Source organism: Methylobacterium sp. HMF5984 (assembly GCF_045033435.1).
Taxonomy (GTDB): Bacteria; Pseudomonadota; Alphaproteobacteria; order Rhizobiales; family Beijerinckiaceae; genus Methylobacterium.
This window is the reverse complement of sequence record NZ_JBJFLN010000001.1, coordinates 3,074,103-3,098,509: the sequence shown is the minus strand read 5'-3', so window position 1 is coordinate 3,098,509 and position 24,407 is coordinate 3,074,103. Positions and strand designations below refer to the sequence as shown.

At 72.5% G+C, this 24,407-nt stretch carries 21 protein-coding genes; 7 read left to right on the top strand and 14 right to left on the bottom strand.

All coding sequences use genetic code 11. From position 1 onward, the window contains the following. Positions 1-2: 2 nt before the first annotated feature. On the top strand, positions 3-2,309 hold the full coding sequence (locus ACFZ8E_RS14985; RefSeq protein ID WP_405043118.1) for a PAS domain-containing protein: 2,307 nt from the start codon (positions 3-5) through the stop codon (positions 2,307-2,309). 33 nt (positions 2,310-2,342) lie between these two features. On the opposite strand, the gene rimM is transcribed toward ACFZ8E_RS14985, so the two are convergent. From rimM to ACFZ8E_RS14965, 4 genes are all read right to left on the bottom strand, one after another. Then, on the bottom strand, positions 2,343-3,008 hold the full coding sequence (gene rimM, locus ACFZ8E_RS14980) for a ribosome maturation factor RimM (RefSeq protein WP_405043117.1): 666 nt from the start codon (positions 3,006-3,008) through the stop codon (positions 2,343-2,345). An 11-nt stretch (positions 3,009-3,019) separates the two neighbouring features. Beyond that, on the bottom strand, positions 3,020-3,382 hold the full coding sequence (gene rpsP / locus ACFZ8E_RS14975; RefSeq protein ID WP_147728730.1) for a 30S ribosomal protein S16: 363 nt from the start codon (positions 3,380-3,382) through the stop codon (positions 3,020-3,022). 104 nt (positions 3,383-3,486) lie between these two features. Further along, positions 3,487-5,052 carry a signal recognition particle protein gene (ffh, locus tag ACFZ8E_RS14970; RefSeq protein WP_405043116.1) on the bottom strand — a complete coding sequence of 522 codons (1,566 nt, stop codon included), beginning with the start codon at positions 5,050-5,052 and terminating at the stop codon, positions 3,487-3,489. 4 nt (positions 5,053-5,056) lie between these two features. Then, positions 5,057-5,272: a glutathione S-transferase gene (locus ACFZ8E_RS14965; RefSeq protein ID WP_147844508.1), complete on the bottom strand. Its 216-nt coding sequence runs from the start codon at positions 5,270-5,272 to the stop codon at positions 5,057-5,059. Positions 5,273-5,553: 281 nt separating this feature from the next. Between ACFZ8E_RS14965 and ACFZ8E_RS14960 the strand changes: the two genes are divergently transcribed. Together ACFZ8E_RS14960 and ACFZ8E_RS14955 are read left to right on the top strand one after the other, a co-directional pair. Then, positions 5,554-5,745 carry a hypothetical protein gene (locus ACFZ8E_RS14960; protein ID WP_405043115.1) on the top strand — a complete coding sequence of 64 codons (192 nt, stop codon included), beginning with the start codon at positions 5,554-5,556 and terminating at the stop codon, positions 5,743-5,745. A gap of 116 nt (positions 5,746-5,861) precedes the next feature. Further along, complete coding sequence (locus tag ACFZ8E_RS14955) at positions 5,862-6,401, top strand: ATPase (protein ID WP_244028155.1); 540 nt, start codon at positions 5,862-5,864, stop codon at positions 6,399-6,401. Positions 6,402-6,718: 317 nt separating this feature from the next. On the opposite strand, the gene ACFZ8E_RS14950 is transcribed toward ACFZ8E_RS14955, so the two are convergent. From ACFZ8E_RS14950 to ACFZ8E_RS14925, 6 genes are read right to left on the bottom strand one after another with little or no spacing between them, the layout of a single operon-like run. Then, positions 6,719-8,443 (bottom strand): serine aminopeptidase domain-containing protein, encoded by a 1,725-nt coding sequence (locus tag ACFZ8E_RS14950; RefSeq protein ID WP_405043114.1) that lies wholly within the window; start codon positions 8,441-8,443, stop codon positions 6,719-6,721. A gap of 7 nt (positions 8,444-8,450) precedes the next feature. Next, the gene (locus ACFZ8E_RS14945; protein WP_405043113.1) at positions 8,451-10,898 is read right to left on the bottom strand and encodes a glycoside hydrolase family 2 protein; all 2,448 of its coding nucleotides are present in this window, start codon (positions 10,896-10,898) and stop codon (positions 8,451-8,453) included. Positions 10,899-10,909: 11 nt separating this feature from the next. Beyond that, the gene (locus ACFZ8E_RS14940; protein ID WP_244028159.1) at positions 10,910-11,878 is read right to left on the bottom strand and encodes a DUF1839 family protein; all 969 of its coding nucleotides are present in this window, start codon (positions 11,876-11,878) and stop codon (positions 10,910-10,912) included. Between the two features lie 4 nt (positions 11,879-11,882). Then, on the bottom strand, positions 11,883-12,854 hold the full coding sequence (locus ACFZ8E_RS14935) for an amino acid--[acyl-carrier-protein] ligase (protein WP_405043112.1): 972 nt from the start codon (positions 12,852-12,854) through the stop codon (positions 11,883-11,885). Continuing rightward, positions 12,854-14,062, bottom strand: coding sequence for an acyl-CoA dehydrogenase family protein (locus ACFZ8E_RS14930; RefSeq protein ID WP_405043111.1), 1,209 nt, complete (start codon positions 14,060-14,062; stop codon positions 12,854-12,856). The genes ACFZ8E_RS14935 and ACFZ8E_RS14930 overlap by 1 nt, the downstream gene beginning before the upstream one ends. Beyond that, positions 14,059-14,313 carry an acyl carrier protein gene (locus ACFZ8E_RS14925; protein WP_147729314.1) on the bottom strand — a complete coding sequence of 85 codons (255 nt, stop codon included), beginning with the start codon at positions 14,311-14,313 and terminating at the stop codon, positions 14,059-14,061. The genes ACFZ8E_RS14930 and ACFZ8E_RS14925 overlap by 4 nt, the downstream gene beginning before the upstream one ends. Before the next feature lie 182 nt (positions 14,314-14,495). Between ACFZ8E_RS14925 and ACFZ8E_RS14920 the strand changes: the two genes are divergently transcribed. From ACFZ8E_RS14920 to ACFZ8E_RS14905, 4 genes are all read left to right on the top strand, one after another. Then, a complete protein-coding gene (locus ACFZ8E_RS14920; RefSeq protein ID WP_147729311.1) occupies positions 14,496-14,819 on the top strand; it encodes a hypothetical protein in 324 nt (107 codons plus the stop codon). 62 nt (positions 14,820-14,881) lie between these two features. Next, positions 14,882-16,540 (top strand): porin, encoded by a 1,659-nt coding sequence (locus ACFZ8E_RS14915; RefSeq protein ID WP_405043110.1) that lies wholly within the window; start codon positions 14,882-14,884, stop codon positions 16,538-16,540. A 406-nt stretch (positions 16,541-16,946) separates the two neighbouring features. Continuing rightward, entirely contained in the window at positions 16,947-18,329 is a 1,383-nt protein-coding gene (locus tag ACFZ8E_RS14910; RefSeq protein WP_405043109.1) for a 2-hydroxycarboxylate transporter family protein, read from the top strand. 139 nt (positions 18,330-18,468) lie between these two features. Beyond that, positions 18,469-19,419: a hypothetical protein gene (locus ACFZ8E_RS14905; RefSeq protein WP_405043108.1), complete on the top strand. Its 951-nt coding sequence runs from the start codon at positions 18,469-18,471 to the stop codon at positions 19,417-19,419. 103 nt (positions 19,420-19,522) lie between these two features. Here the strand turns inward: ACFZ8E_RS14905 and ACFZ8E_RS14900 are convergent, their stop codons facing one another. Genes ACFZ8E_RS14900 through ACFZ8E_RS14885 form a run of 4 tightly spaced genes read right to left on the bottom strand, consistent with a single transcriptional unit; the run spans position 19,523 to position 24,390 of the window. Continuing rightward, a complete protein-coding gene (locus tag ACFZ8E_RS14900) occupies positions 19,523-20,653 on the bottom strand; it encodes a glycosyltransferase family 4 protein (protein ID WP_405043107.1) in 1,131 nt (376 codons plus the stop codon). A 1-nt stretch (position 20,654) separates the two neighbouring features. Next, positions 20,655-22,037 (bottom strand): nitrous oxide reductase family maturation protein NosD, encoded by a 1,383-nt coding sequence (locus ACFZ8E_RS14895; RefSeq protein WP_405043106.1) that lies wholly within the window; start codon positions 22,035-22,037, stop codon positions 20,655-20,657. Beyond that, the gene (locus ACFZ8E_RS14890) at positions 22,034-23,002 is read right to left on the bottom strand and encodes a glycosyltransferase family 2 protein (protein ID WP_243936043.1); all 969 of its coding nucleotides are present in this window, start codon (positions 23,000-23,002) and stop codon (positions 22,034-22,036) included. The genes ACFZ8E_RS14895 and ACFZ8E_RS14890 overlap by 4 nt, the downstream gene beginning before the upstream one ends. Beyond that, entirely contained in the window at positions 22,999-24,390 is a 1,392-nt protein-coding gene (locus tag ACFZ8E_RS14885) for a lipopolysaccharide biosynthesis protein (RefSeq protein ID WP_405043105.1), read from the bottom strand. Before ACFZ8E_RS14885 ends, ACFZ8E_RS14890 begins: the two co-directional genes overlap by 4 nt. Positions 24,391-24,407 lie beyond the last annotated feature (17 nt).

The window sequence follows — 24,407 nt, the reverse complement described above, 5'->3', positions numbered from 1 at the left end:
CCATGACCGCCGCACCGACGCCGGACGACCCGCTGGACGACGCGCGTCTCGCCGCCCTCGACACCTACGACATCCTCGACACGCCCGCCGAGGCCGGCTTCGAGGACATCGTCCTGCTGGCCTCGCAGGCCTGCAAGACCCCGACCGCGCTCGTCAGCTTCGTCGCCAAGGACCGGCAATGGTTCAAGGCCCGCATCGGCTTCGACCCGTGCGAGACGCCGCTGTCGCAATCGGTCTGCGCGCACGCGCTGGGCCGGGACGGCATCCTGGTCATCCCCGACCTGACCCGCGATCCGCGGACCCGCGACAACGCCCTGGTCACGGGCGATCCGCAGATCCGGTTCTATGCCGGCGCGCCGCTGCACACGCAGGAGGGTTTCGCCCTCGGCACGCTCTGCGTCATCGACTCCGTCCCGCGCCCCGAAGGGCTGACCGACCGGCAGATGGCGACGCTCGCCGCCCTCGCGCGCCAGGTGATGGTCCAGCTCGAGCTGCGCCGGGCGATCGAGAACCGCGAGCAGGCGCTCGCCGCCCGCGCGCTGGCCGAGGAGCAGCTGCGGCTCGCGGTCGAAGCCACCGGCATCGGCATCTTCGACTTCGACCTCGCGAGCGGCGAGCTGCGCTGGGACGCGCGGGTGCGCGCCCTGTTCGGCGTGCCGGCCCGCGGCCCGGTCACCTACGCCGAAACCTATCTCGGCGGCCTGCACCCCGACGACCGGGAGCGCGCGGACGCGGCGGTCCGGGCGGCCATGGACCCGGCCGGCACCGGCGCGCTCGACATCGACTACCGGGTGATCGCGGCCGACACCGGCGCGCAGCGCTGGATCGCCGCCCGCGGGCGGGCGATCCTCGAGGACGGCGTTGCGGTCCGCTTCATCGGCACCGTCCGCGACATCACCGAGCACAAATCCGCCGACCTCGCCCTGAAGGCGACCGAGGAGCGCTATCGCCTGGCGGCGCGGGCCACCACCGACGCGATCTGGGACTGGGACCTCGTCGCGGACCAGGTCCGGTGGAACGAGGCGCTGATGCTGGCCCACGGCCACGACCTCGCCGACGTCGCGCCGCAGGGCGCCTGGTGGCTCGCCCAGATCCATCCGGAGGACCGCGACCGGATCGCCCACAGCATCCATGCGGCGATCGACGGCGCGACCGAGACCTGGACCGACGAGTACCGCTTCCGGCGGGGCGATGGCAGCTACGCCGCGGTGATCGACCGCGGCTACATCATCCGCGACGGCGCGGGCCGGGCGGTGCGGATGATCGGGGCGATGCTCGACATCACCCGGCGCAACGAGACCGAGCGCCGCCTGCGCCAGAACCAGGCGCAGCTCGACACCGTGCTCCAGACCATGCCGGTGGGCATCCTGCTGGCCGAGGCCCCGAGCGGCCGGATCGTGTTCGGCAACTCGCGCCTGGAGCGCATCCTCGGCCACGCCACCCTCTACGCCGAAGACCGTGCCGGCTACGGCGCCTACCGCGCCTTCCGCTCGGACGGGGCGCCGGTGGCGCCGGAGGACTACCCGCTCGCCCGCCTCACCACGGGCGAGGTCGACCACGCCGAGCTGGAAGCGCACTACCAGCGGCCGGACGGGTCGCGCCGCTGGATCGAGATCGTCGGCGAGGCGGTGAAGGACCCGTCCGGCGCCACGATCGGCGCCGTGGTGGCGATCAGCGACATCGAGGACCGCAAGCGCGCCGCGGCGCAGCAGGACATCCTCCACCACGAGCTCGGCCATCGCCTGAAGAACACGCTGGCGCTGGTCCAGGCGATCGCGACGCAGACCCTGCGCAACGTCACCGATCTGGACGCGGCGCGCGAGGCCCTGTCGGCCCGTCTCGTGGCCATGGGCAAGGCGCACGACATCCTGCTCTCCGGCGAGAGCGAGAGCGCCGGGATGGAGGCGGTGCTCAGCGGCGCGCTGAGCATCCACGACGACGGCGGGCCGCAGCGGTTCCGGCTGTCCGGCCCCGACCTCGCGGTCGGCCCGAAGGCGGCGCTGTCGCTGGCGCTGATGGCGCACGAGCTCGCCACCAACGCGGTCAAGTACGGCGCGCTCTCGGTGCCGGGCGGCAGCGTGGCCCTGGGCTGGCACGTCGCGGGCGAGGGGCCCGGCGCGGCGATCCACCTGCTCTGGCGCGAGCAGGGCGGTCCGCCGGTGATCGAGCCGCGCCGCAAGGGTTTCGGCACCCGGCTGATCGAGCGCGGCCTCGTCGGCGCGATCGGCGGCGCGGTGGCGCTGGCCTACCCGGAAGCCGGCGTCACCTGCACGGTCACGGCGCCGCTCAGCGGATTGATGGAAGCGTAGGGCGGATCGCCGCCGGGCACGCCGAGGCTCCGCTCAGCCAGGATCGTCCGCGGGCTTCGGGCCGGGCGGCGCGAAGAAATCCTCCGGCGGAGCGACGACGACGCGCCCGGCCGCCACGTCGAGCTCGGGAACGAAGGCCTTGGTGAAGGGCAGCAGCGCGGTGGCGCCACCCCGCGCGGGCTTGATCTCGAGGAGATCGCCGCCGCCGTAGTTCGGCACGGCGACGATGGTGCCGAGCACGGTGCCGGCGGCATCGATCGCCGGCAGCCCGACGAGGTCGGCGGTGAAGACCTCGTCCTCATCGGGGTCGCCGAGACGCTCGCGGGGGACGTGGAGGAGGGTCCGGTTCAGCGCCTCCGCGCCGGTCCGGTCGGAGACGCCGCGCACCCGCGCGATCAGCAGGTCGGGCGAGGAGCCGGGCGCCGGGCGCACGCTCGTCAGCTCGAACGTCCGGCCGTCGGCCGCGACGAGGGGGCCGTAGCCGGCGATCGCCTGCGGGTCGCCGGTATAGGATTTCAGGCGGATCTCGCCGTTCAGCCCCTGCGCCCGCCCGAACTCGCCCATCACGACGAGGCTCGGATCGACCGCGGCGGGAGCCGGCTTCGCCGCGGGCTTGGGCCGCGGCGAGGTCTGGGTGCCGGGCGCGATGGCGCCGCGGCGCGCGCCGTCGCCGCGGGATGGGCCTGCGGGACGACGCATGCTGGCGCTCCTTAAGCGGCCGCGTCCTCGGCGGGCTTGGCGGCCTTCTCGGCGCGCTTGGCGGCGCGCTCCTTGGCCTTCTCGCCCGGCTCGGCCTTCTGCGGGTTGTTGCGGGTGGGGCGCTTGGCGAGGCCGGCGGCGTCGAGGAAGCGCAGGACGCGGTCGGTCGGCTGCGCGCCCTTGGCGAGCCACGCCGTGATCTTCTCGGCCTCGAGCACGATGCGGGCCGGGTCGTCCTTGGCCTTCATCGGGTCGTAGGCGCCGACCTTCTCGATGAAGCGGCCGTCGCGGGGCGCGCGGGCGTCGGCGACGACGATGCGGTAGTACGGGCGCTTCTTGGCGCCGCCACGGGTGAGGCGGATCTTGAGGGACATGTCTTCAGCTCCTGATTTGCTTCGATCGATCGGCGAATCGTGGGTAGTGAGTAGCGAACAGATGGCCGAAAGCCCCGTTCGCTATTCGCTACTCCCCATTCGCCCTACTTCTTCTTCCCGAACGGGAAGCCGCCGAGGCCCGGCATCTTCGGCGCGCCGAGACCCGGAAGGCCTGGCATCTTGCCGCCGCCCCCGAGGCCGGGGGGCATCGGCGGCAGCTTGCCGCCGAACTGCTTCTGCATCGCCTCGATCTGCTCCGGCGTCGGCTCGGGCATCCCCGGGGGAAGCCCGGGCATCCCGCCCATGCCGCCCGGCATCCCGCCGCCGCCGAGGCCGAACATCGAGCCCAGCGCCTGGCCGATGCCGCGCTTGCCTGAGCCCATCGCCTTCATCATGTCGGCCATGGTCCGGTGCATCTTCAGGAGCTTGTTCAGCTCCTCGACCTTGGTGCCCGAGCCGGCCGCGATGCGCTTCTTGCGGGAGTTCTTGAGGAGATCGGGGTTCTTGCGCTCCTGCGCCGTCATCGAGGAGATGATCGCGCGCTGGCGCTTGAACATCTTCTCACCGAGGTTGGCGCCCTCGACCTGCTTCTTCATCGCGCCCATGCCGGGCAGCATGCCCATCAGGCCGCCGATGCCGCCCATCTTCTCCATCTGGGCGAGCTGTATCGACAGGTCGTCGAGGTCGAACTTGCCCTTGCGCATCTTCTCCGCGGTGCGGAGCGCCTGCTCGTGGTCGATGGTCTCGGCCGCCTTCTCGACGAGCGAGACGATGTCGCCCATGCCGAGGATGCGGTTGGCGACGCGGGAGGGGTGGAACTCCTCCAGCGCGTCGACCTTCTCGCCGGTGCCGACGAGCTTGATCGGCTTGCCGGTGACGGCGCGCATCGAGAGCGCCGCACCGCCGCGCGAATCGCCGTCCATGCGGGTGAGCACGATGCCGGTGACGCCGAGGCGCTGGTCGAAGGCGCGGGCGGTGTTGACCGCGTCCTGGCCGGTGAGCGCGTCGGCGACGAGCAGGACCTCGTGGGGTTTCGTCGCCGCCTTCACCTCGGCGGCTTCCTGCATCAGGGCCTCGTCGACCGTGGTGCGGCCGGCGGTGTCGAGCATCACCACGTCGAAGCCGCCGAGCCGGGCGGCATCCATCGCGCGCTTGGCGATCTGCACCGCCGACTGGCCGGCGACGATCGGCAGGCAGGCGACGCCGACCTGGCCAGCGAGGACGGCGAGCTGCTCCATCGCCGCCGGACGGCGGGTGTCGAGCGAGGCGAGCAGCACCTTGCGCTTCTCGCGGTCCGACAGGCGGCGGGCGATCTTGGCCGTCGTGGTGGTCTTGCCCGAGCCCTGCAGTCCGACCATCAGGATCGGCACGGGGGCGGGCGCGTTCAGGTCGATCACCGCGGCGTCGGTGCCGAGCATCGCCACGAGCTCGTCGTTGACGATCTTCACGACCATCTGGCCGGGCGTCACCGACTTCAGCACGACGGCGCCGACGGCCTTCTCGCGCACCGCGTCGGTGAAGCCGCGGACCACCTCGAGCGCCACGTCAGCCTCGAGCAGGGCGCGGCGGACCTCGCGCATCGCGGCGGTGACGTCGGCCTCGGTCAGCGCACCCCGGCGGGTGAGGCCGGAGAGGATGCCGGACAGGCGGTCGGAAAGGCCGTCGAACATGGCGCTACTGGTCCAGCCCCGACGCGGCGGCGCGACGCGCCTGGAACGCATCCTCGAAGGCGCCGACCGCGCGGGCGAACTTGTCCCGGCAGTCCGGATTGCAGAAGCCGACCACGGCGCCGTTGTACAGCGTCAGCGAATCGGCCGCGATCGGCTTGCCCGACCAGGGGCAGACCTCGTTCACGGCATCCTCGATGCGGAGGGCGGCGGATGGGGTCATGGCGTGGGTCAAGGACGGCCTTCGTGAGGACGCTGCCGCCAACGCCGAGCACGCCCGAGGGCGCGGACGCGCTGTCGGGCGTTGACCTCCGGTCTCGGTGGACCGGTCGGCTTCGGAGTCGACGATGAACGTCGGATGCGCCGGGCGATACGGAAGCTCACGCGAAAAGTCAATTTCGCGACGGATCCGCGGCGGTCCGTCGTCCCCGCCGACGGCCGGGCTCGCCTTTTCGCACGGTCCTCCCACCTTCGGAAGACCAAGGCGCCAAGGAGGAGACCCGCATGGCATACGTATCGGCCAAGATCGTGGAAGAGGGCAGGGCGGCCAAGAAGCAGGGCGCGCCGTACTCGGCCGACCCCTACCCGGCCGGCTCGCAGGACAGCGCGGACTGGCTCGAAGGCTACACCTTCGACGAGCGCGAGCAGAACGTCGACCAGGAGAGCGACCAGGAGATCGAGAAGGGCGCGGGCTGAGGGGCAGGGCGGGATCCGGCCCACATTCCCGTGATCGGACGGCGAGACGGCGTTAACCTTTACCGATCGTTAAGCATGTTCGGCGCTGAATGGCCTCGATCGTTGAGGACATGCCGATGTCGGACCCCGCCCGCAACCTGCCACCCTACGAGTCCGGTGGACGCCCAGCCCCGGGCCCGCTGCGCGACTGGCTCGCCGCCATGAAGGCCCAGGCGCCCGCCGCCCAGGCCCCGGCACAGCCCCAAGTCGAGGCGCGCCATGCCGAGGCGCGCCCGGCGCCGCGTCCCGAGGCCCGCGCCGCCGAGCAGGCCTGGTCGCCCCGGATCGTGCAGCAGCCGGCCGAGGCCCCGCGCTCGAACTCGGACGCCGAGGACGTCTCGGAGCTGATGGCTGAGAACCTGATGCTGAAGGCCAAGCTTCGGCTCGAGGCCGACCGCCACGGCGAGCTGCAGACCCTGCTCGCCCAGGAGATCCGCGAGCTGCGCAACCACGTGCAGATCGAGATGAACGCCCTCCAGGAAATCCGCGCCGAGCGCGATCACTTCCGGGCGGAGCGCGATCAAATCCGCGACGAGCTCGACGCGATGCGCGAGGAGCGCGACCTGTGGCGCGCCCGCACCGAGGCGCTGGCGCAGCCGCTGTTCCAGAAGCGCTGAACCGGCTTCGCATCGGCACGGCGACGCGATCGCCGTGCCCCCCGAAAAGCCGAAGGGCCGCCCGTGAGGGCGGCCCTTCCATTGCCGAACCGCGGTCCGGCCGAAACTGTCCCGAGTGTGCGGCTCGAGCGCCCTTAGAAGGAGGCGCCGGAGGCGACGGTCCAGGTCCGGTAAGCCGAAGACAGCGGCTGATGACAATGAGACACTGGATCACCTCCTTTCGTTCGTTGCTGGGACCCCGAAGGTAGGCGGTGGGCCCCGCCCTGTGAAGCCCCTCGCCTGCGTTGTCTCGCCGCCCCCCCGCGGCCGGCGGGGCGTCAGGGGCGACTCGCGACGACGGTGGCGACGAGGTCCCGCAGGATCGTGGCCAGCTCGGCCTGCGCGGCGGGCGTCGCGAGGTTGTGGTCGGTGCCCGCGATGATCGCGACCGGCGCGCCGAGGCGCCGGGCGGCCCGCTCCGGCGTGCGGCCGACATGCCTGCGCAGGGCGGGGATCCCGGGATCGCCGACCGCGTAGACGAGGCGCAGAGGCGCGCCGCGCCGGCGCATCGCCGCGATCCGGCGCGCGACGCTGCCGCCCTCGGGCGCCGGACGGAACAGCGCCTTCCACCGGCGTTCGGCCATGCACAGGCCGCGGCGCAGAAGCACGCTGCCGATCGCCCGGACGCCGACCTCGCCCTTGAGCAGGCGGCGCCACGTGCTGCCGCGCCGGAGCAGGGCGGCATAGGTCGCGGCGCTTCCCACCGTCCGGCGCACGACGGCGTCGACGTCGTCGTCCGGGTGCCAGTCGAAGCAGTAGAGGTTGGCCAGCAGCGCGCCCGCGACCCGGCGGTCGCGCCACGCCGCCTGGAACGCCGCGTAGGCGCCGCTGCAATTGCCGACGAGGACGACCCGGCTCGCGCCCTGCGCCTCGAGGTGGTCCAGGGCGTGACGGAAATCGTCGAGGGTGTCGGCCGAGAACATCGGCGAGACGCCGCCCGGCCGATCCGCGCTGTCGCCGACCCCGGCCAGATCCATCCGCAGCGACGGCACGCCCTCGGCCGCGAGAACGCGGGCCATCCGCGTCGCCTGACGGCCCCAGCCGGAATGCGCGCTGAGGCCGGCGGCGATGAACAGGACCGTCGGCGCCCCCGTCGACGGGCCGGTCGGCCGGGCGTGGATGCCGAACAGCCCCGGCCCGAACCGGGCCGCCTCCTCCCGCCAGCCGCCTCCGGCAAGATGGGCGGGCGCCGCGACGACGCGCGCCGAATTCGGCCGGGGCAGGGCGCCTGCGGTCGCGAAGGCGACCACCTCGGCGAAGGCCGCCTCGGGTGCCTCCGAGAACAGTGGGTTGCCGACGAGCTGGGCGAGGCCGGGCAGGGCGCCCGCCGTCACCGCGGCGCCGAGCGCGGCGTAGCGCTTGGCGAGGGCGTCGGTCTCCGCGCCGAGGATCAGGATCTCGGGCGCCGGCCGGGCCGTCGCCGAAGCGAGGTCGATCCGCGCAAGGTCGGCCGCGAGCTCCGGGCCGATCGGAAAGCCGCCGACCGAGAGGCGACCGGGCATCTCGGCCGGCGCGGTGCCGTCCGACAGCTGGTTCACCGCCGGGGCCCGCAGCTTCATCTCGCGCAGGTACCCGCGCCCGGTCCGGCACGGCGCCATCAGCACGAGCCGGTCGACGCCGCCCTCCTCGGCCACGAGCGCCGCCAGCGTCGCCCCGAGCCGCAGGCCGACGAGGACGACCTCCGTCACCCCCGGTTCCTCGCGCAGGAAGCGCACCGCCCTGCGGACCGCATCGCGCCACGCCGCCAGCGTCCCGGCGCCCGCATCCGTCGAATCGCCCTCGCCCGGATAGTCGAAGCGCAGGGTCGCGCAGCCGGTGGCGGCGATCCGTCCGGCCAGTGCGCGCCACGGGCGATGCGCCGAGAGCTGCTCGAAGCCGGTCGCACCGCACAGGATCACGCCGCGCCGGCCGATGCCCGGGCTGAACCATCCGAACAGGCCGTCGATCACGACCGGTTCCGCTTCGAGGGGCGACAGGCGCTGCGGCAAGGGAGCGTGCATCATCAAGGTTTTAGAACCTCACGATCTCGTTTGTGTTGACGGCCCGGACGATCCCGCGCGGACGGCCGTCCCCGACGAGGGCGATGCGCCGCCGCGTGCCGGGCGCGAGATGGAAGCTGTCGTCGGCGGGACGCGCGTCCGTCTCGGTCTCGATCCGCACGCAGAGCGCGAAGCGGTCCGCCGCGACCCGGAGGACGGGACCGGCCGCGCCGGCCTCGATCGCGGCGGCGAGCCCGATTGGGCGCGGTGCCGGATCGCGCCCTTGCGGGAAGTGGAAGCTCTCGGCGAGGAGGCCGTCGCGGTCCGGGCCGATCAGGCTCGCATGGGCGAGGCTGTGCGCGGGGGGGCCGAAGCGGTAGCTTCCGGTGGCATCGAAGAACCGCCCGAGCAGCGTCGCGCTCGACCAGGTTTCCGAGCTGCGCGGATCGCACGCGATCGCGCGCTCGGCCTGCTGCACCACGCGCCCCTCGGCATCGCTGAAGACGAGCCGCAACGTTGCGGACAGCGGCGCGGCCGCGTCGTTGTGGACGTGGAGGTGCAGGCCGTTCAGGCCCTCGTCCGAGATCGTCAGCTGGATGGGCCGGAAGGCGCGCTTGAGGGCGTACCACGCCGATTTCGGGCGGCCGGCCGCATCGACGACGCCCCATCCGAGCCCGGGGGCGAGGTCGCGGAAGTTCCACACGAGCCCGCCGGCGGTGGGCGAGCGCGCCCGGCGCCACTCGCCGAACACCACCTCCATCACCTCGGCGCTCGTCGCGCGGGCGAGCGCGCGGTAGCGGTCCGGGTCGTCGCGACACAAGGTCTCGGGGTCGAGCCCGAACAGCGTCCGAAGATAGTGGTCGCGGACCTGCTCGAAGTCCCAATCCGCGCCGCGGTCGCGCGGGATCGCCGCGGCCCAGGCCGGGCCGGCGGGGTCCAGGAGGTCAGCCTCCCGCAGCGTCGCGTCCTCGGGCACGTTGGCGAAGGCCAGGCATTCCGAGGCGAAGCCGACCTCGGCGCGGCGCGCATCCTCCAGCGGCCGGCGATAGGCGCCGACGCCGTAATAGTGGGCGAGCCCGGCCTCGGTCGAGAACGGCAGGTCCCCGCCGAAGGGCGAGTTCGGCACCACCACGAGGTCCGGCCGCAGGCGGGCGACGCGGGCGGCGAGGACGTCCTCGGCGAGGCCCCCGGTCCAGGCGTCTCGGGGGAACCCGAGCATCGCCGCCTGCTGCGCGACCTCGCTGCCGCCGCACAGGACGCAGAGCGAGGGCGAGGCCTGGGTGCGGTCGAGGAAGCCGTCGATCTCGGCGAGCAGCAGCTCCCGAAAGGCCGGATCGTCGACGGGATAGTCGAAGTTGGCGAGCATCAGGTCCTGGAAGACCAGGATGCCGAGCTCGTCGCACAGGTCGTGGAAGGCGTCGGATTCGTAGAGCGTGATGCCGGAGACCCGCAGCATGTTCATGCCGGCCTCGTGCGCGAGCGCCAGCAGCGGGCGGCACGCCTCGGCCGAATGGCCGACGAGGTCGGCCGGCGTCCAGCACGCGCCGCGGCAGAACACCGGCACGCCGTTGATCGTCAGGCTCAGGCCCTCGGCGAACGGCCGTTCCAGCGCGATCGTGCGGAAGCCGACGCGACCGAGCGCCAGCACATGGCCGTCGATCTCGGCCTCGACCGCGTGGAGCCGCGGCTCGCCGTGGGTATGCGGCCACCACAAGGCGACCTCGGGAATCAGCACCTCGCCGGCGAAGCCGCCCGCCGCGTCGGCCTCGATCACCGTCTCTGCCCCGGCGCAGCGGAGCGTCAGCCGGGAGCCTCCGGCATCGGCGAGGGCGAGGCGGAGGCGCAGGCGGCCGGTGCCGCCGTCGAGCGCGGCGCGCAGGTCGACCGACAGCACGTACGGACGACCGGGACCGATCGCGGTCCGGGTGACGGGCCGGTACGGGCCGACCGTGTCGATCGGCGGGCACCAGCCGGGCATGAAGCCGAGCAGGCTGGTGCGGACGTGGCGCAGCGCTCCGGGCGTCGCCAGGCGAGGGCGCCAGCGCCCGCGCCGGTTGGGCCGGGCGAGCTCGGCCTGCAGGGCGCGGAAGCACAGGGCGAGCTCGACCGTGCCCGTCCCCTCGACCGCGATGGCGTGGGCGAGGAACATCGAGCGCGTCTCGAGGCGGAGCACGCCGTCGACCCAGATCTCGGCGAGCGTCGCCAGCCCCTCGAAGCGGAGGGATTCGCGGCCCTGCAGGGTCAGCGCGGTGCGGTACCAGACGTCCGCCCCGTGGAGCGGCGTCGGCTCGGCCTCCGACCAGAGGCCGGCCGCACGGAGCGCGGCGGCCGCGGTGCCGGGGACCTCCGCCGGGATCCAGCCCGGCAGGCTCGCCGCCTCGCCCGGCCCGGCGCAGGCACCGGGCGCCGTCACCACGAGGGACCACGGCCCTTCGATCGTGCGGGCCGGGATGCCGTCGACGGCGTGGAGGCGGGCCACGGCGCCGTCCCTCAGCGCAGGGCGCGGTCGAGGGCGGAGAAGACCGCGTCGTAGCTCGCGGCGGGGCGCTCGAGCGCGGCCGCCAGCGGCGCGGCGTTGCGCCGGCCGAAGGCGCGGGCGAGCTGGAACTGGAACGCCTTGGTCTCCTGTGCCAGCCGCGTCGCCGCCTCCGCCGCGGTGGCGAGATCGGCCAGCCCCGCGGCGTCGAGCCAGGCGAGGTGGCTGCCGAGAAGCTCGAAGTTGGCCCCGAGCTGGCGTGTGGTGTTGAAGGCGTAGCGGTGGAAGACCGAGAGCGGCTGCAGCACGAGTGCCTCGCCGGTCTGCTCCAGCGCCGCCTGGAAGGCGCGCACGGGGTTCGTCCGCGGGGCGCGGGTGCGATGCCCGCACAGCAGCGTGCGGGCCGCCGCCCGCAGCGCGCGGGGCGGCAGGGGCGGGGCGACCACCTTCACGAACTCGGCGTAGGGCGCCAGCAGGGCAGGGCCGAAGATGCCGTCGTAGTCGTCGGCGGCGAGCTGGAAGCGGCCGGCATTGTGCAGGTAGTCGAGGGTGCGCCGCCGCGGGTCGAGCCCGAGAATCGCGATCGTCGTCTTGGCGTGCTCGCGCCCGTAGGTGGTGCCGGCGGTGTCGGGCAGGTGGATCGCGTCGACCTCGACGAGCACCGGGCAGCCGCGGGCGACCTGGACGCTCGCGTGGCGCTCGAGCCCGTCGTAGACGGCGAGCTCCTCCAGGCGCAGGCCGTAGAGCGCCTCAATGTCGGCCATCGCCGGCTTGAAGAAGGTGAACTGGTCGCCCTCGAAATCCTGGCGCAGGGTGAAGCCGAGCATCCCCTCCGGTTCGAGCCCGCGGGCGTGCAGCAGCTCGATCCAGAGGTCGACGTAGCAGTTCGTCTCCGGCCAGGCGCGGGCCGGGGCATGGAGCGGGTGGGGCGCCGGCTCGGGGGCGGCGTCCGGGGCACGGTCGAGGGCGAGGGCGGCCGGCACCGTCCTAGCTCCAGAGCTGCGTGCGCACGTCCGCCGGCCAGGCGGCGAGGTCGAGGCCGTGGTGGCGCAGCAGCGCGAGCGTGATCCGCTCCAGGCCGAACCCGACGCAGGCGGTGTGGGCGACGGCGCCGTCCGCCTGGCCGATCTCCCAGGTGCTGCCGAAGTGGTCCTGGTGGTAGTTGAAGCTCAGGCAGGCGGTCGGCGGGGCCTCGCTGTTGACCGGCACGTTGAGCTCGAACTTGAGCCCCTGCATGCGCTGGTTGTTGGCGAGCATCCGCCCGGCGCGGCCGAAGAACGGGTCGTTGGCCGGGTCGACCGCCAGCGGCAGGCCGAGGGCGCGCATCATCGCAGTGCCGCGCTCGAGCCAGACCTCGCGGAAGGCCAGCACCTGCTCGGGGCTGCCCATGCGCACGTACTCGCGCATGCGGAACATCTGCATCCGGGTCGGCTCGACCGAGGGCTCGTGGCGGAAGCAGTAGGATTGCAGGTCGAACAGCAGGCCGCCGGCCGGCAGGGGACCGCGCGCGGCGGCGACCGGGTAGAGCGGGTAGCAGGCGGCCGGCGTCAGCACGATGTCGGTGCAGGCCTGATCCTGGGTCCAGTCCCGCCCGGCCTCGACGCAGGCGAGGAGGCGCGCGTGGGCGGCCTCGTCGCCGCAGAAGCTGTGCACGGTGCCGGCGAGGTTGGGGAAGCCCTTGAGGTAGCCGCTGCGCTCGAAGGCCGGGCGGCTCATGCCCGGCGGGAAGCGCATCCGCTCGGCGCCGTCGGCCGCGCCGAGGCGCGAGACGAGGGCGTCGAGCGCCTCGACCACGCTCTCGAAGTCGCCGCCGCGCCCGTACAGCCCGTCGATCCCGGTGCGCACCAGGTGGCCGCGGTCGAACAGGCGGTCGAGGAACGAGCGCGGTTCCGCCGCGTCCGCGTGGGACGGTCTCGTCTCGATCGGCGCGGCGAGGGTCGGGGTGGCCAAGCTGTCCATCACGCGCTCAGGAATTGGCCGTTGCCCTTCTGCACCAGCAGAAGGTTGGCGGTGTTGCTGTGGATACGGTCGTTGCTGATCATCAGCGGCGCCGACATCACGTCGCGCAGCGCCCGGCCGAGGCTGAACGGGGTTCCGTTCTTGTAGCCGGCGATGCCGACGATCCCCAGCGCCAGCTGGACGATGGCGACGGCCGCGGTCGAGGCGGTGGTCTTCACGTTGTTCAAGGCCACCGCGAAGCCGATCGAGCCGAGCAGATCGGGCGCGCCCTGGGCTTCCGCGTAGTGGCGCAACCCGCCCTGGATGGTCCCCTTCATCGCCTGCAGCGCGCTCGTCGCCTCGGCGAGACGCAGGGCGCCCGGCGGCACCGTGCCCGGCCGGCGGCGGGCCTCGGCCTGGACGAAGGTCCGCGCCCGGTCGACGGCATGGCTCGCGATCCCGAACCAGACGCTGCTCCACAGCAGGTGCGAGGAGGCCAGCATCGACTGAGCCGCGATCTCGGCGAAGGGCTTCGGCAGGATCTGGGCGATCGGCACGTCGCGGGCGGCGAGCAGGAAGCCGTCGCTGCAGGTGCCGCGCATGCCGAGCGTGTCCCAGCGGCTGGTCCGCTCCAGGGTGATCTGGTCGGCCGTCAGCGCGACGAGGACCTGGTCGGAGGAGGCGGCGTCCGGATGGCGCCGGCCGGTGGCGAGGATCACGTCGGCGTGGGCGCCGTAGGAGATCACGGTGGCGTCCTTGCGGAAGGCGAACGCGTCGCCCTCGGCCTCGACCGCGCAGAGGCTGTTGCGCAGGTCGCCGCCGATGCCGCCCTCGGTGGTCGCCGAGGCGACGAGCAGCTGCCGCTCCGCCACCCGCTGCATCAGCGCGCGGTGCCAGGCGCTCTCCCCGCCATGGGTGACGAGGCTCGCGACCTTGATCTGGTGCATCGCGAACACCATCCCGGTCGCGGCGCAGGCCTGCCCCAGGCCGAAGCAGGCCTCCGCCATCCGGCTCATGTCGGCCCCCTCGCCGCCGAACGCCTCCGGGATCTGGATCCCGAGGAGCCGCTCCTCGCGGAGCGCGGCGACGGCTTCCGCGGGGAAGCGCCCCTCGCGATCGACGGCGTCCGCATGGAGCGCGGCGACCTGAGCGACCCGGCGGATGCGCTCCGCGAAGGTCGGCGGGGCGAGAACCGGTTCGGGGGGCACCCGCTTGGCGAGCGCGCTCATGCGTCCACCGGCTGGGCGATCGTCGCGACGGTGCTGCGGATCGCGCGGATCGTCGCGAACGACGCCCGGTTCAAGAGATGATCGGGGAACTCGATGTTGAACCGCTCCTCGAGCGCGAGCATCAGCTGCACGGATCCGAAGGAGCACAGGCCCTTGTCGAACAGATCGTCGTCGTCCGAGAGCCGGTCGACTTGGCCGGACAGGGACTCGATTCCACCGAGCGTTTCGCGAATGTCGTGAGAGGAAATCATTGCACGCAACACCATCTGATCCATCTCGAACTTGAAGCCTTGGACTGTCGTCGTCAATTCTTACTCTTCAATAAAGTTAACTTAATAATTGGTGAATTCTAAAGCTTTGATGTCTATCGCGCTGGAAGTCGGTATTCGCTCCTTCGCACCGCGAGACAGGATTCGCCGGAGGCGAGGCGGCGATGCGCGAAGCGGCGATCGAAAGCACGCCGCAGATCGAATTGACGACATTGCGCACAATCCATGTGCGAAGTGCCGGCAGGATCTGTGTTTCGACGGCTTCCGTGGTCGGTTGCGCGGGCCAGATCGCTACATCCGTATGCAAGCTGGCTAAAGGTCACTCGATTCGTTGCCGTGATGCAACAGCGGCGTCGCACGAGGTCTTCGAGGAGGATTCGACGTTGCTCGGGTGGACCGGTTCGCACACAGTGCTCGGGCACTGGGGGCATCGCAAAAGCGGGCCCGATGAGCCCGCACCAAAAAGCGGGCCGCAAAACAAGGTGTGACGCGATCGGCCCCGGCCCCGCGACCACACGATCCTCGGGTCTCGAAGCTTTTGGAGATATCTATGACGCTCTTGAAGAGCACCCTGCTCGCTTCGGCCGCCGGCTTCGCCGCCGTCGCCGGCGCCCAGGCTGCCGATTTGCCGGTCAAGAAGGCCGCCCCCATCGAGTACGTCCGCGTCTGCTCCGCCTACGGCGCCGGCTTCTTCTACATTCCCGGCACCGACACCTGCCTCCGCCTTTCGGGTCGCGCCCGCTTCGACGCTGCCTACCAGCCGTCGTACTCGCGCCAGAACGGTTCGCAGAACGGTGACACCACCGGCTACCGCACCCGCCTGCGCATCAACCTCGACGCCCGCACCCAGACCGCCTACGGCACCCTTCGCGCGTTCGTGCGCCTGGAAGCCGGCAGCGGCTCCGGCTATTCCGGTCTCGGCACGTCGGGCACGAACCAGCGCATCGGCAACGCCTACCCGGGTCTTGGCGTCGACAGCTTCGGCCGGCTGCAGCAGTACGTGAACGCCGACAAGGCCTTCATCCAGTTCGCGGGCTTCACCGCCGGTCGCGCCTCGTCGTTCTTCGACTTCTACGCTCACGACTTCGAGCTGGCCGGCGCCACCGCCGGCTCCGACGTGTCCTCGACCAACCTGATCGCCTACACCGCGACGCTGGGCAACGGCTTCTCGGCGACGCTCTCGGTCGAAGACCCGACCTTCCGCCGCTCGCCGATCTTCTCGCCGACCACCAACTCCGGGAACGTGACGCTCAACACGGCAGCGGCCGTGTTCGCGCAGAACAACTCGCCGATCCCGGTGTTCATCGGCTACAACGCTGCTGGAGCCGCGGCCCGCTACAGCTTCGTCGATGGCATCGAGCGCAACCGGATGCCCGACTTCGTCGGCGCCCTGCGCTACGATGCGGCCTGGGGCTCCGCCCAGCTCACCGCCGCGGTGCACGAGCTGAACGTCGGCAACGTCGCCAACGGCGCCGGTACCCCCGTCGGCGCAGGTGTCATCTCCAACGTCAGCATCCCCCACACCAACAACGACTACGGCTACGCGGTCCAGGGCGGCGTGAAGGTCAACCTGCCGTTCATCTCCCCCGGCGATACCCTCTACCTGCAGGGCGCCTACGGCGTCGGCGCGCAGATGTACACCGGCTACTCCTCGTACACCGGCTCGTACACCCAGAGCACGACCACGATCCAGGGTCAGAAGTTCGCGCAGTACTTCTCCGACGCGACGATCAACCCCTACACCGGCCAGATGTCGAAGTCCGACAGCTTCACCGTGGTCGGCTCGTACCTGCACTACTGGTCGCCTGAGCTGCGTTCGGCCGCCTTCGGCTCCTACGGCGAGCAGAGCTTCTCGGCCGGCGCCCGCGCCGGTCAGGGCGATGCGTTCACGCTCACCGGTGGTACCGGCTTCGGTGCGAACTCGGTCGGCACGCCCGGCACCCGGTTCTACCAGCTCAGCCAGGCGCTTCGCGACACCTACCAGTTCGTCGCCGGCGCGAGCCTGATCTGGTCGCCGGTGAAGGACCTCGATATCGGTGTGGAAGGCCTCTACACCCAGATCGGCGTCAAGAACGGCCGCGTGATCGACACCGACAAGGATCCGACCGCCTACTCGCGCATCGCCGCGATCAACGCCGGCGGCGCCGTTCGCACCGCGACCAGCGACGACGTCTTCCAGGCCAAGGTTCGCGTCCAGCGCGACTTCTGAGGCGACGCGCCGGATCGGGCGTCGGCTCCGCGCGGGTTTCGACGAGACCCGCGCGGACGGGCATCTGCAGACCCGAGATCCATCCTTCGAGGCCCGGCGGCAACGCCGGGCCTTTTTTCATGCCCGGCCGGCCGCGGGTCATGGATGGAGACAGCCGGCGCGGTCTCTCAGCCGGCCCGTCCGCGGGCCATTGACGTTCCTGGAGGCTTCGGGATGAGATGACGGTGCCGGCGCAGCCCGAATCCATCGAAGTCCCGGCGGATCCAGGCTCCTGCGGGCGGGCGCCCGGGCCTCGACGAGCTCCGGGCCAGGTCGGTCGCGACGACGTGACCGACCGGGACACGACCACCCCGTCGGCAAGAACGGGCCGGCCCGCCAAGAGGCCGGATCTTCGGAAGGACGCCCCGTGACGAGCCCCCTCTCTCCGCCCCTCGCGGATCGGCCCGTTCCGGGCTCGGACCCGACGCGCCGGTTCTGGCCCTTCGGCTGGTGGCGCCTGGTGGACACCCGGATCGGCATCATCCCGCTGCCGATCTACGCGATCGTCGCGGTGCTCCTGGCGATCCTGACCTCCGAGGGCGAGATCCGACCCGACGGGCCGACGATGATCGCCGTGCTGGTGCTCGGCGGCTTCACCTGCGCCGAGATCGGCAAGCGCCTTCCGATCCTGCGCAACATCGGCGCGGGGGCGATCTTCGCGACCTTCGTGCCCTCGGCCCTAGTCTACTACAAGTTGATCCCGCCCCAGGTCGAGAAGGCGATCGTCGACTTCACCAAGTTCACCAACTTCCTCTACATCTACATCGCGGCGATCATCGTCGGCTCCATCCTGGGGATGGACCGGGACGTGCTGATCAAGGGCTTCCTCAAGATCTTCGTGCCGCTTGCGGTGGGCTCGCTGGTGGCCGGCGCGGTCGGCACACTCGTCGGGACGATGCTGGGCCTCGGCGTCCGCCACACCTTCTTCTACATCGTGGTGCCGATCATGGCCGGCGGCGTCGGCGAGGGCGCGATCCCGCTCTCGATCGGCTACGCCCAGATCCTCGGCCAGCCGCAGGGCGAGGTGTTCGCCCAGGTGCTGCCCCCGGTGATGCTCGGCAGCCTCACGGCGATCATCCTCGCCGGCACCCTGAACTTCGTCGGCAAGCGCTATCCCCACCTGACCGGAGAGGGAAAGCTCCAGCCCGACCACGATGCGACGCCCCCCGGCGACGCCGCCGCGAAGGCCGAGGCGAATTCCGGGCAGGTCGACGTCTCAACCATCGCCGCCGCCGGCCTCACCGCGATCACCCTCTACCTCCTCGGCGTGATGGCCCACCACCTCACCGGCCTGCCCGCCCCCGTGGCGATGCTGTTCCTCGCGGTGCTGGCCAAGCTCTCGAGCGCGGTCTCGCCCCACCTCCAGGCCGGCGGCTTCGTGGTCTACAAGTTCGTGCAGACCGGCATGACCTATCCGCTGCTCTTCGCCATCGGCGTCGCGCTGACGCCCTGGGACAAGCTGATGGCGGCGTTCACGATCACCAACCTGATCACCATCGTCGCCACCGTCACCACGCTGATGGGCACCGGATTCGTCGTCGGGCGCCTGCTCGGGATGTACCCGATCGAGACCGCGATCGTGAACGCCTGCCATTCGGGGCAGGGCGGCACCGGCGACGTGGCGATCCTCACGGCCGCCAACCGCATGGCGCTGATGCCGTTCGCCCAGATCGCCACCCGGATCGGCGGCGCGCTCACCGTGACCGGCACCCTGGTCGCGCTGAGATGGCTGACCGGGATGCCGGCCTGACCCGGCCCGGCGCCGCGGGACACCGCACGCCGGGGGCATTTCCCGCAGTCGTTACAACCCTGGGTTAAGTCAGCCTTCACCCTCTGCCGACACTCTGCTTCGGGACCGCCAAGGGCGGCCCGAATCGGAACGCTCCACGATGCTTGCGACAGCCCGAGATCCCTTCCCGCCCAGCCGCTCCGGCGCGATCCGCCCGCGCGGCGGCGAGGCCGTCCGGTCGTCCGGCCTCGTCGGCCGCGACGCGCTGGTCTGGCGGATCCGGGTCCTGGTCGCCGAAGCGCGGGGGCCGATCTGCCTGTCGGGGCCGGCCGGCAGCGGCAGCACGGCGATCGCGGCCGCGGTGGCCGACAAGCTGGCGCGCCAGACGCGGGTGCTCGGCCTGCGCTGCCTGCCCGAGACCACCTTCGCGCGCCTGACGGAGATCCTCGCCGAAGGCCTTGATGGCGGAGATGTTTCCGGAACCGTATCCATCGTCCTGACCGATGTCGGCGCGGTCTCGGAGCCGGGCTTCCTGCGCGCTCTCGCGCATCTCGCGGCCGAGCTGCCGCAATTCGGCTGGCTGATCGCGGGCGCGCCGCAGGCCATGCCCGGGGCACGATCGGTCGCGGTCCCGCTGCTTGCCGAATCGGAGACCGCCGCCGCGGTGGACGCGGCGGTCGAGCGGCATGCGGCCGTGATCTCGAAGATCGGCCGAAGCACGGCGGCGACGCTCTGCCGTGGCCTGCCGGGCCTCGCCGACCGCCTCGTGGCCGAGGCCTGGACGGCCGTCGGCACCGCGGGCGACGACGGCATCGGCCTGCCGCACCTGCGCACCGCCGCCCGCGCCCTCGTCGGGCCGGAGGTCGCGGCGGACGCGCCGGCCCTGCTGCGTGCCGCCGCCCGCACGCCGATCGATCCGGACGGCACGTTTCCGCGCGCGGCCCTGGCGATCGCCCTGGAGCGCGCCGGCGCGGCGACGGACCGCGGCGTCGCACCGGAGCGCGACCCCGCCCTGGTCGCGGCCGGCCGCGGGCGCCTGCGCTTTTCCGACGATGCGGCCGCCGCACGCCTGCTGCTGTCGGAGTTCGGCTGGACGTTCCACCGCGGGTGACCGGGGTTCCGGCCGACGGCGCCGGAGCCCGCACGGATCCGATCCCTTCCGAAACCGCGGATCCGGGTTTCGCGCCTGCGACGCCCGGATCCGATCGAGGCGTTCAGTGCGACTTGACCAGGGCGCGCAACGCCTCCGCTGCCGCATCGCGGGCCGGGAAGGCACGCCGCATCGCGTCGACGAAGGCGGCGGCCGGGCCGTCCCAGTCGTGGCGAGCAACGTGCGCGCGGGCGCGGGCCGGGTCGAAGGGCAGCCGGCCCTCGACCGCCGCCTGCATCAGCGCGGCGAGACGCTCGACCCGGTCGGGCGCGTCGAGGTCGAAGTAGCTCGCCGCGTCGCCGCCCGATTCGGGGATGGCGGTGACGTCGGAGGCGATCACCGGCGTGCCGAGCGCGAGGCTCTCCAGCACCGGGATGCCCCAGCCCTCGCCGGCGCTCGGGAACACCAGGGCTGAGGCGTTGGCGTAGAGGTCGCCGAGGCCGCGGTCGTCGATCCCGGCCACGTGCACGACGTCGGCCATCGACGAGAGCCGCGCCAGCGTCTCCGGGCGCTCGCCGTCGGGCTTGCCGACCACCACGAGGCGCGCCGCCCCCGTGGGAAGCCGCGCGAAGGCGTCGAGCGTCAGCGCGAGGTTCTTCCGCGGCTCCAGGCGCCCGACCATCATCAGGTAGGGCCGCCCGTCGCGGATCGGCGAGCGGGTGATCGCGCCGGTGCGGGGCGGGCTCGTCCCGCACCGGACCTCGGCGATCCGGGCCGGGTCGATCCGGTAGGTCCGCGCGATCGAATCGCGGCTGTAGCGCGAGATCGTCACGACGAGGCGGGCGCGCTTGGCGCCGAGCCGCGTCAGCAGGCGGGTGCGCCAGCGCATCCCGAAGGAGAAGAACGACGGATGGGTCTCGAACAGGATGTCGTGCACCACGACGACCTGCCGCCCGCCCGGCACCAGGGGCGGGGCGATGTAGGTGGTCACCAGCGCGTCGATCCGGTCGCGGTGGACGAGCCAGGGCCAGACCGCCAGGAGCCGCAGGGCCCGCGGCACCCGCGGCAGCCGGACGTGCTCGACGTTGGGGCCGGAGATCATCGTCGCGGCGCGCCCCGGGTCGTCGGAGTAGATCACGTAGGTCGCGTCCGGGTGGCGCGCCACGGCGCGGCCGACCACGTTGACGAGCCAGGTGCGGCTGCCCTGCATCTTGCCGACGAGGACGTGGGCATCGATTCCGATCCGGAGTGTCATGTCAGGGGCTCCGATAGGCGCCGAAGGACGGGGCCTCGTTGGGGGCGTAGGGGCGGCCGGGCAGGTCCCGCGTCGCCCCGAGCGGGATGCCGGGCCGCGCGAGCGCGCGGGTCAGCGCGAAGCCGTTCGCGAAGGGTTTTGCGATGTCGGCGAAGGCCGGCGCCTCGGTGAGGTCCGGCGCACGCGATCCCAGCGGCAGCGACGAGCCGTCGTCGGTGCGGGTGGCGCCGTAGGCGTAGAGCCGGCCGCCGGCGGCGTGCCGCAGCAGGTTCGGGCCGATGGCGTTGCCGCGGCCCGTGCTCGTGGCCTCGATGGCGATGGCGGCGACGTTCGCCCGCGTCGCCACCACGATGTTGTTCAGGACGCGGTTGTCGACGGTGCGGCCGACCTGCTTGGTGTAGTCGCTGGCCAGCACGATCTCGCCCTTGTAGGCGTGCCGGCCGCCGGAATCGGCCATGTTGCCGACGACGGTGTTGTTGGACACGAGGTTCCGGCCGGCGTCGAACAGGTTGATGCCGGCGCCGTCGTTGCCGGTCGCGACGTTGAAGGCGACGAGGTTGTCGTCGCACCACTGGTCGACCTGGATGCCGTTGCCGTCCTGCCCCGTGGTCTCGCGCTGCCCGTTGACGACGTTGTAGCGGATGGTGTTGCGGTCGCCCGCGTCCTGGGCGGCATCCTTGGCGTAGACGTGGATGCCCGAGGTGCCCGACATGCCGACGCCGTTGTCGTGGACGCGGTTGCCCTCGACGACGTAGCCGGAGCCGTTGATCTCCATCCCGTGGATGCCGCTGCCGGAGACCGTGTTGCCCGCGATGATCGTCGGGTCGTCGGCGGGCGCGTTGATCACGTCGATCGCGATGCCATGGGTCTTGTTGCCGGTGAGCCGGTTGCCGAGGATGCGATGCCCGGCCCCGGAGCCGTCGCCGATCCAGATGCCGAGGCCCGAGGCGTCGACGGCCGAATCCCGCACCGTGACGTGGTGGCTCCCCCGGCGCAGGATGAACCCGGAATTCACGGCCCCCCGCACGGTCAGCCCGGACACCGCGACGTGGGCGGCGTTCTCGAACACCACCGAGTTCGACAGCACCGGCTCTGTGCCGGGCACCGCGGCGAGCGTCACCGGCGCCTCGGCGGTGCCGCGGGCCGCGACGACCACGACGCCGTCGAAGCGGCCGCCCTTGACCAGCACCGCGCTGCCCGCCGCGAGGCTCGCGAACGGCACCGCGGACAGCGCCGCGACCGTCCGGTAACCGGGCATGGTCGAGCCCGCCGGATCGACGAGGATGCGCTGCAGGCTCGGCGGCTCCGCCGGCTGGCAGGCGGTGGCCGCCACCAGCATCGGCAGGAGCGCGACCAGAACCGCCGCCCGGATGCGGTTCGTCACGCGGCCTCCGCGAAGGCGCGGGCGATGGCGAGGCGCTTGCGGCGCTGGAACAGCCGGCGCCACACCGTGCGGCCTGCGGCCGGGCTGAGGCGGGTGAGCGAGCGCGCGGCGGCCCGCCAGCCGGGCAGGGCGACCTCCGGCATCACGAGGTCGGCCAGCGCGTGGCGGCGGGCGCGGCCGAAGGGCTCTGGGCCGACGAGCCCGAGGCGGGCGAGGTCGGGGGCGAGGTCGGGGCGCTTGCGGTACCACAGCACCAGGGCCGCACCCTCGCGCTCGGCGATGCGCAGGTAGGCCGCCTCGTCGAGGAAGTGGTGGTGGTAGGCCAGCGCCTTCGGCTCGTAGAACAGGCGCATCCCGCGCCGCGCCAGCCGCTCGCCGAGCTCGATGTCCTCGTGCCAGGTCAACTGCTGGTCGAAGCCGCCGGCCTCGCGCAGGAAGCCGGCGTCGACGCTGACGTTGCAAGTCAGGAACGCGTCCCAGCCGAGCTCGACCCTGCCGGCGAGCGCATCGTAGGAGGCGTCGTGATGGAGCGCCGCGAACGGCGAGAACGGCAGCGCCGGGTCGATCGTCATCCGCCCGAGGATCGCCGTCTCGCGCCCGCCGCGCCGGGCATGGGCCGCCAGGTGCGCCGCGACGAGGTTCGGGCCGGGGATGGTGTCGTCGTTGACGATGAGCAGGCGCGTGCCGCGGGCGGCCTCGATCGCCCGGTTGCGGGCGGCGTTCGCCCCCGCATTCTCCTGGCGCAGGTGCACCACCGGCCGCCGCGCGGTCGCGACCGCCCGGCTGATCACCGCGCCGGTGCCGTCGACCGAGCCGTCGTCGCAGACCACTATCTCGAAGGCGGCCTCGGTCTCCTGGCGATCGAAGGCGGCTAGCGTCAGCCGCAGGGTCTCGGCGCGGCCGTAGGTCGGGATGATCACCGACAGGATCGGGGTCTCGGAGGGCGGGGGCGTATCCGGCGTCATGACGAGGCTTCCGGGCTTGAGAGGCTGGGGAGAGAATTGCGTGGGCGCAGCCACAGGGCGCCGGCGAGGGCGAGGATCGCGCCGGCCGGCAGGGCGACGGGAGCGAGCGCGGCCGGGCTCGCGAAGACGCAGGCCGCCATGGCGAGGGGCGGAGCGAGGATCGTCGGCAGGTCGCGGGGCACGAGCGGCGCCCCGACGGACCGGTGGAACACGGATACAACCACTGCGAGCATCGCGATTTCGGCGGCCAGGGCCGCGAGCGCGGCACCCGTGGCGCCTGCCCGCGGCACGAGCACGAGGCAGAGGATCGCGTTCACCGCGCAGCCGGTGGCGCTGAACCAGACCGCGAAGCCGGTGCGGCCGAGGGCGATCAGGGCGGAGAACAGGATCGTCGCCGCGATCATCGCGGCGGCCATCAGCGCGGCGATGCGCAGGACCGGCACGCTGGCGGCGTAGTCCGGCCCGAACAGCAGGCGGACTAGCGGGTCGGCGAGCACCCAGGCCGCGACCACGCCGGGGCCGGCGGCGGCGAGCACGAGACGCAGCGCGAGACGGGCCTGCGCCAGCAGGGTGCCCGTGCCGACGGCGCGCCCGAACACCGGCACCAGGGGCGCGGCGAGCGTGATCGCGACGGCGACGCCGAGCTCGAAGAAGCGGTAGCCGGCGGTGAACAGCCCGACCTCGGCCGCGCCGGCGAAGGCGGCGAGCGCGAGCAGGCCGATGCGGGCATTGAGCGTGCCCAGCGCGTTGGAGATGCCGACGCCGGCGGCCTGCCGGATCGTGGCGAGGCCGATCCGCGGCGAGGCGGCCCGCAGCGGCACGAGGCGCCCGGCGAGGACGAGGCCGAGGACGCCGTAGGCCGCCCCGGCCGCCACCGCGACGAGGGGCAGCACCGCCTCCGGCGCGTCGAGGGCGAGCGCCAGCGCGGTCCCGACGACCAGGACGGCGGCGTTGGCGAGCGAGGGATAGGCCGACCAGCCGGGCCGGCCGCAGACCTGGAACAGCGCGTCGAGGAAGCGGACGGCGACCAGCGGCATGGCGAGCGCCGCCAGCGCCAGCGCGGGCCGCGTCGGTGGCGGGAGCAGCGGCAAGGCGCCGAGCAGCGCGAGGCCCGTCCCCGCGCCGAGGATCAGGCGCGCGGAGAGCACGCCCGCGAGCGCGTCGGCCCGCGCCTCCGGCGCGCAGGCGCCGATGCGGGCGGCGAAGGTCAGCGTCGTGCCGAAATCGGCGGCGATCAGGGCGATCGCCAGGGCGGCGAGCGCGATGCCGTAATGGCCGAGCACCTCAGGCCCCGCCCCCTTCGCGACCATCACGAAGGCCGCGAAACCCGCGAGCAGGTAGATGCCGCGGCCGGCCGCCTGACCGACCAGGTTGATGCCGTAGCGCATCCCCCTTCGGTCCCGGC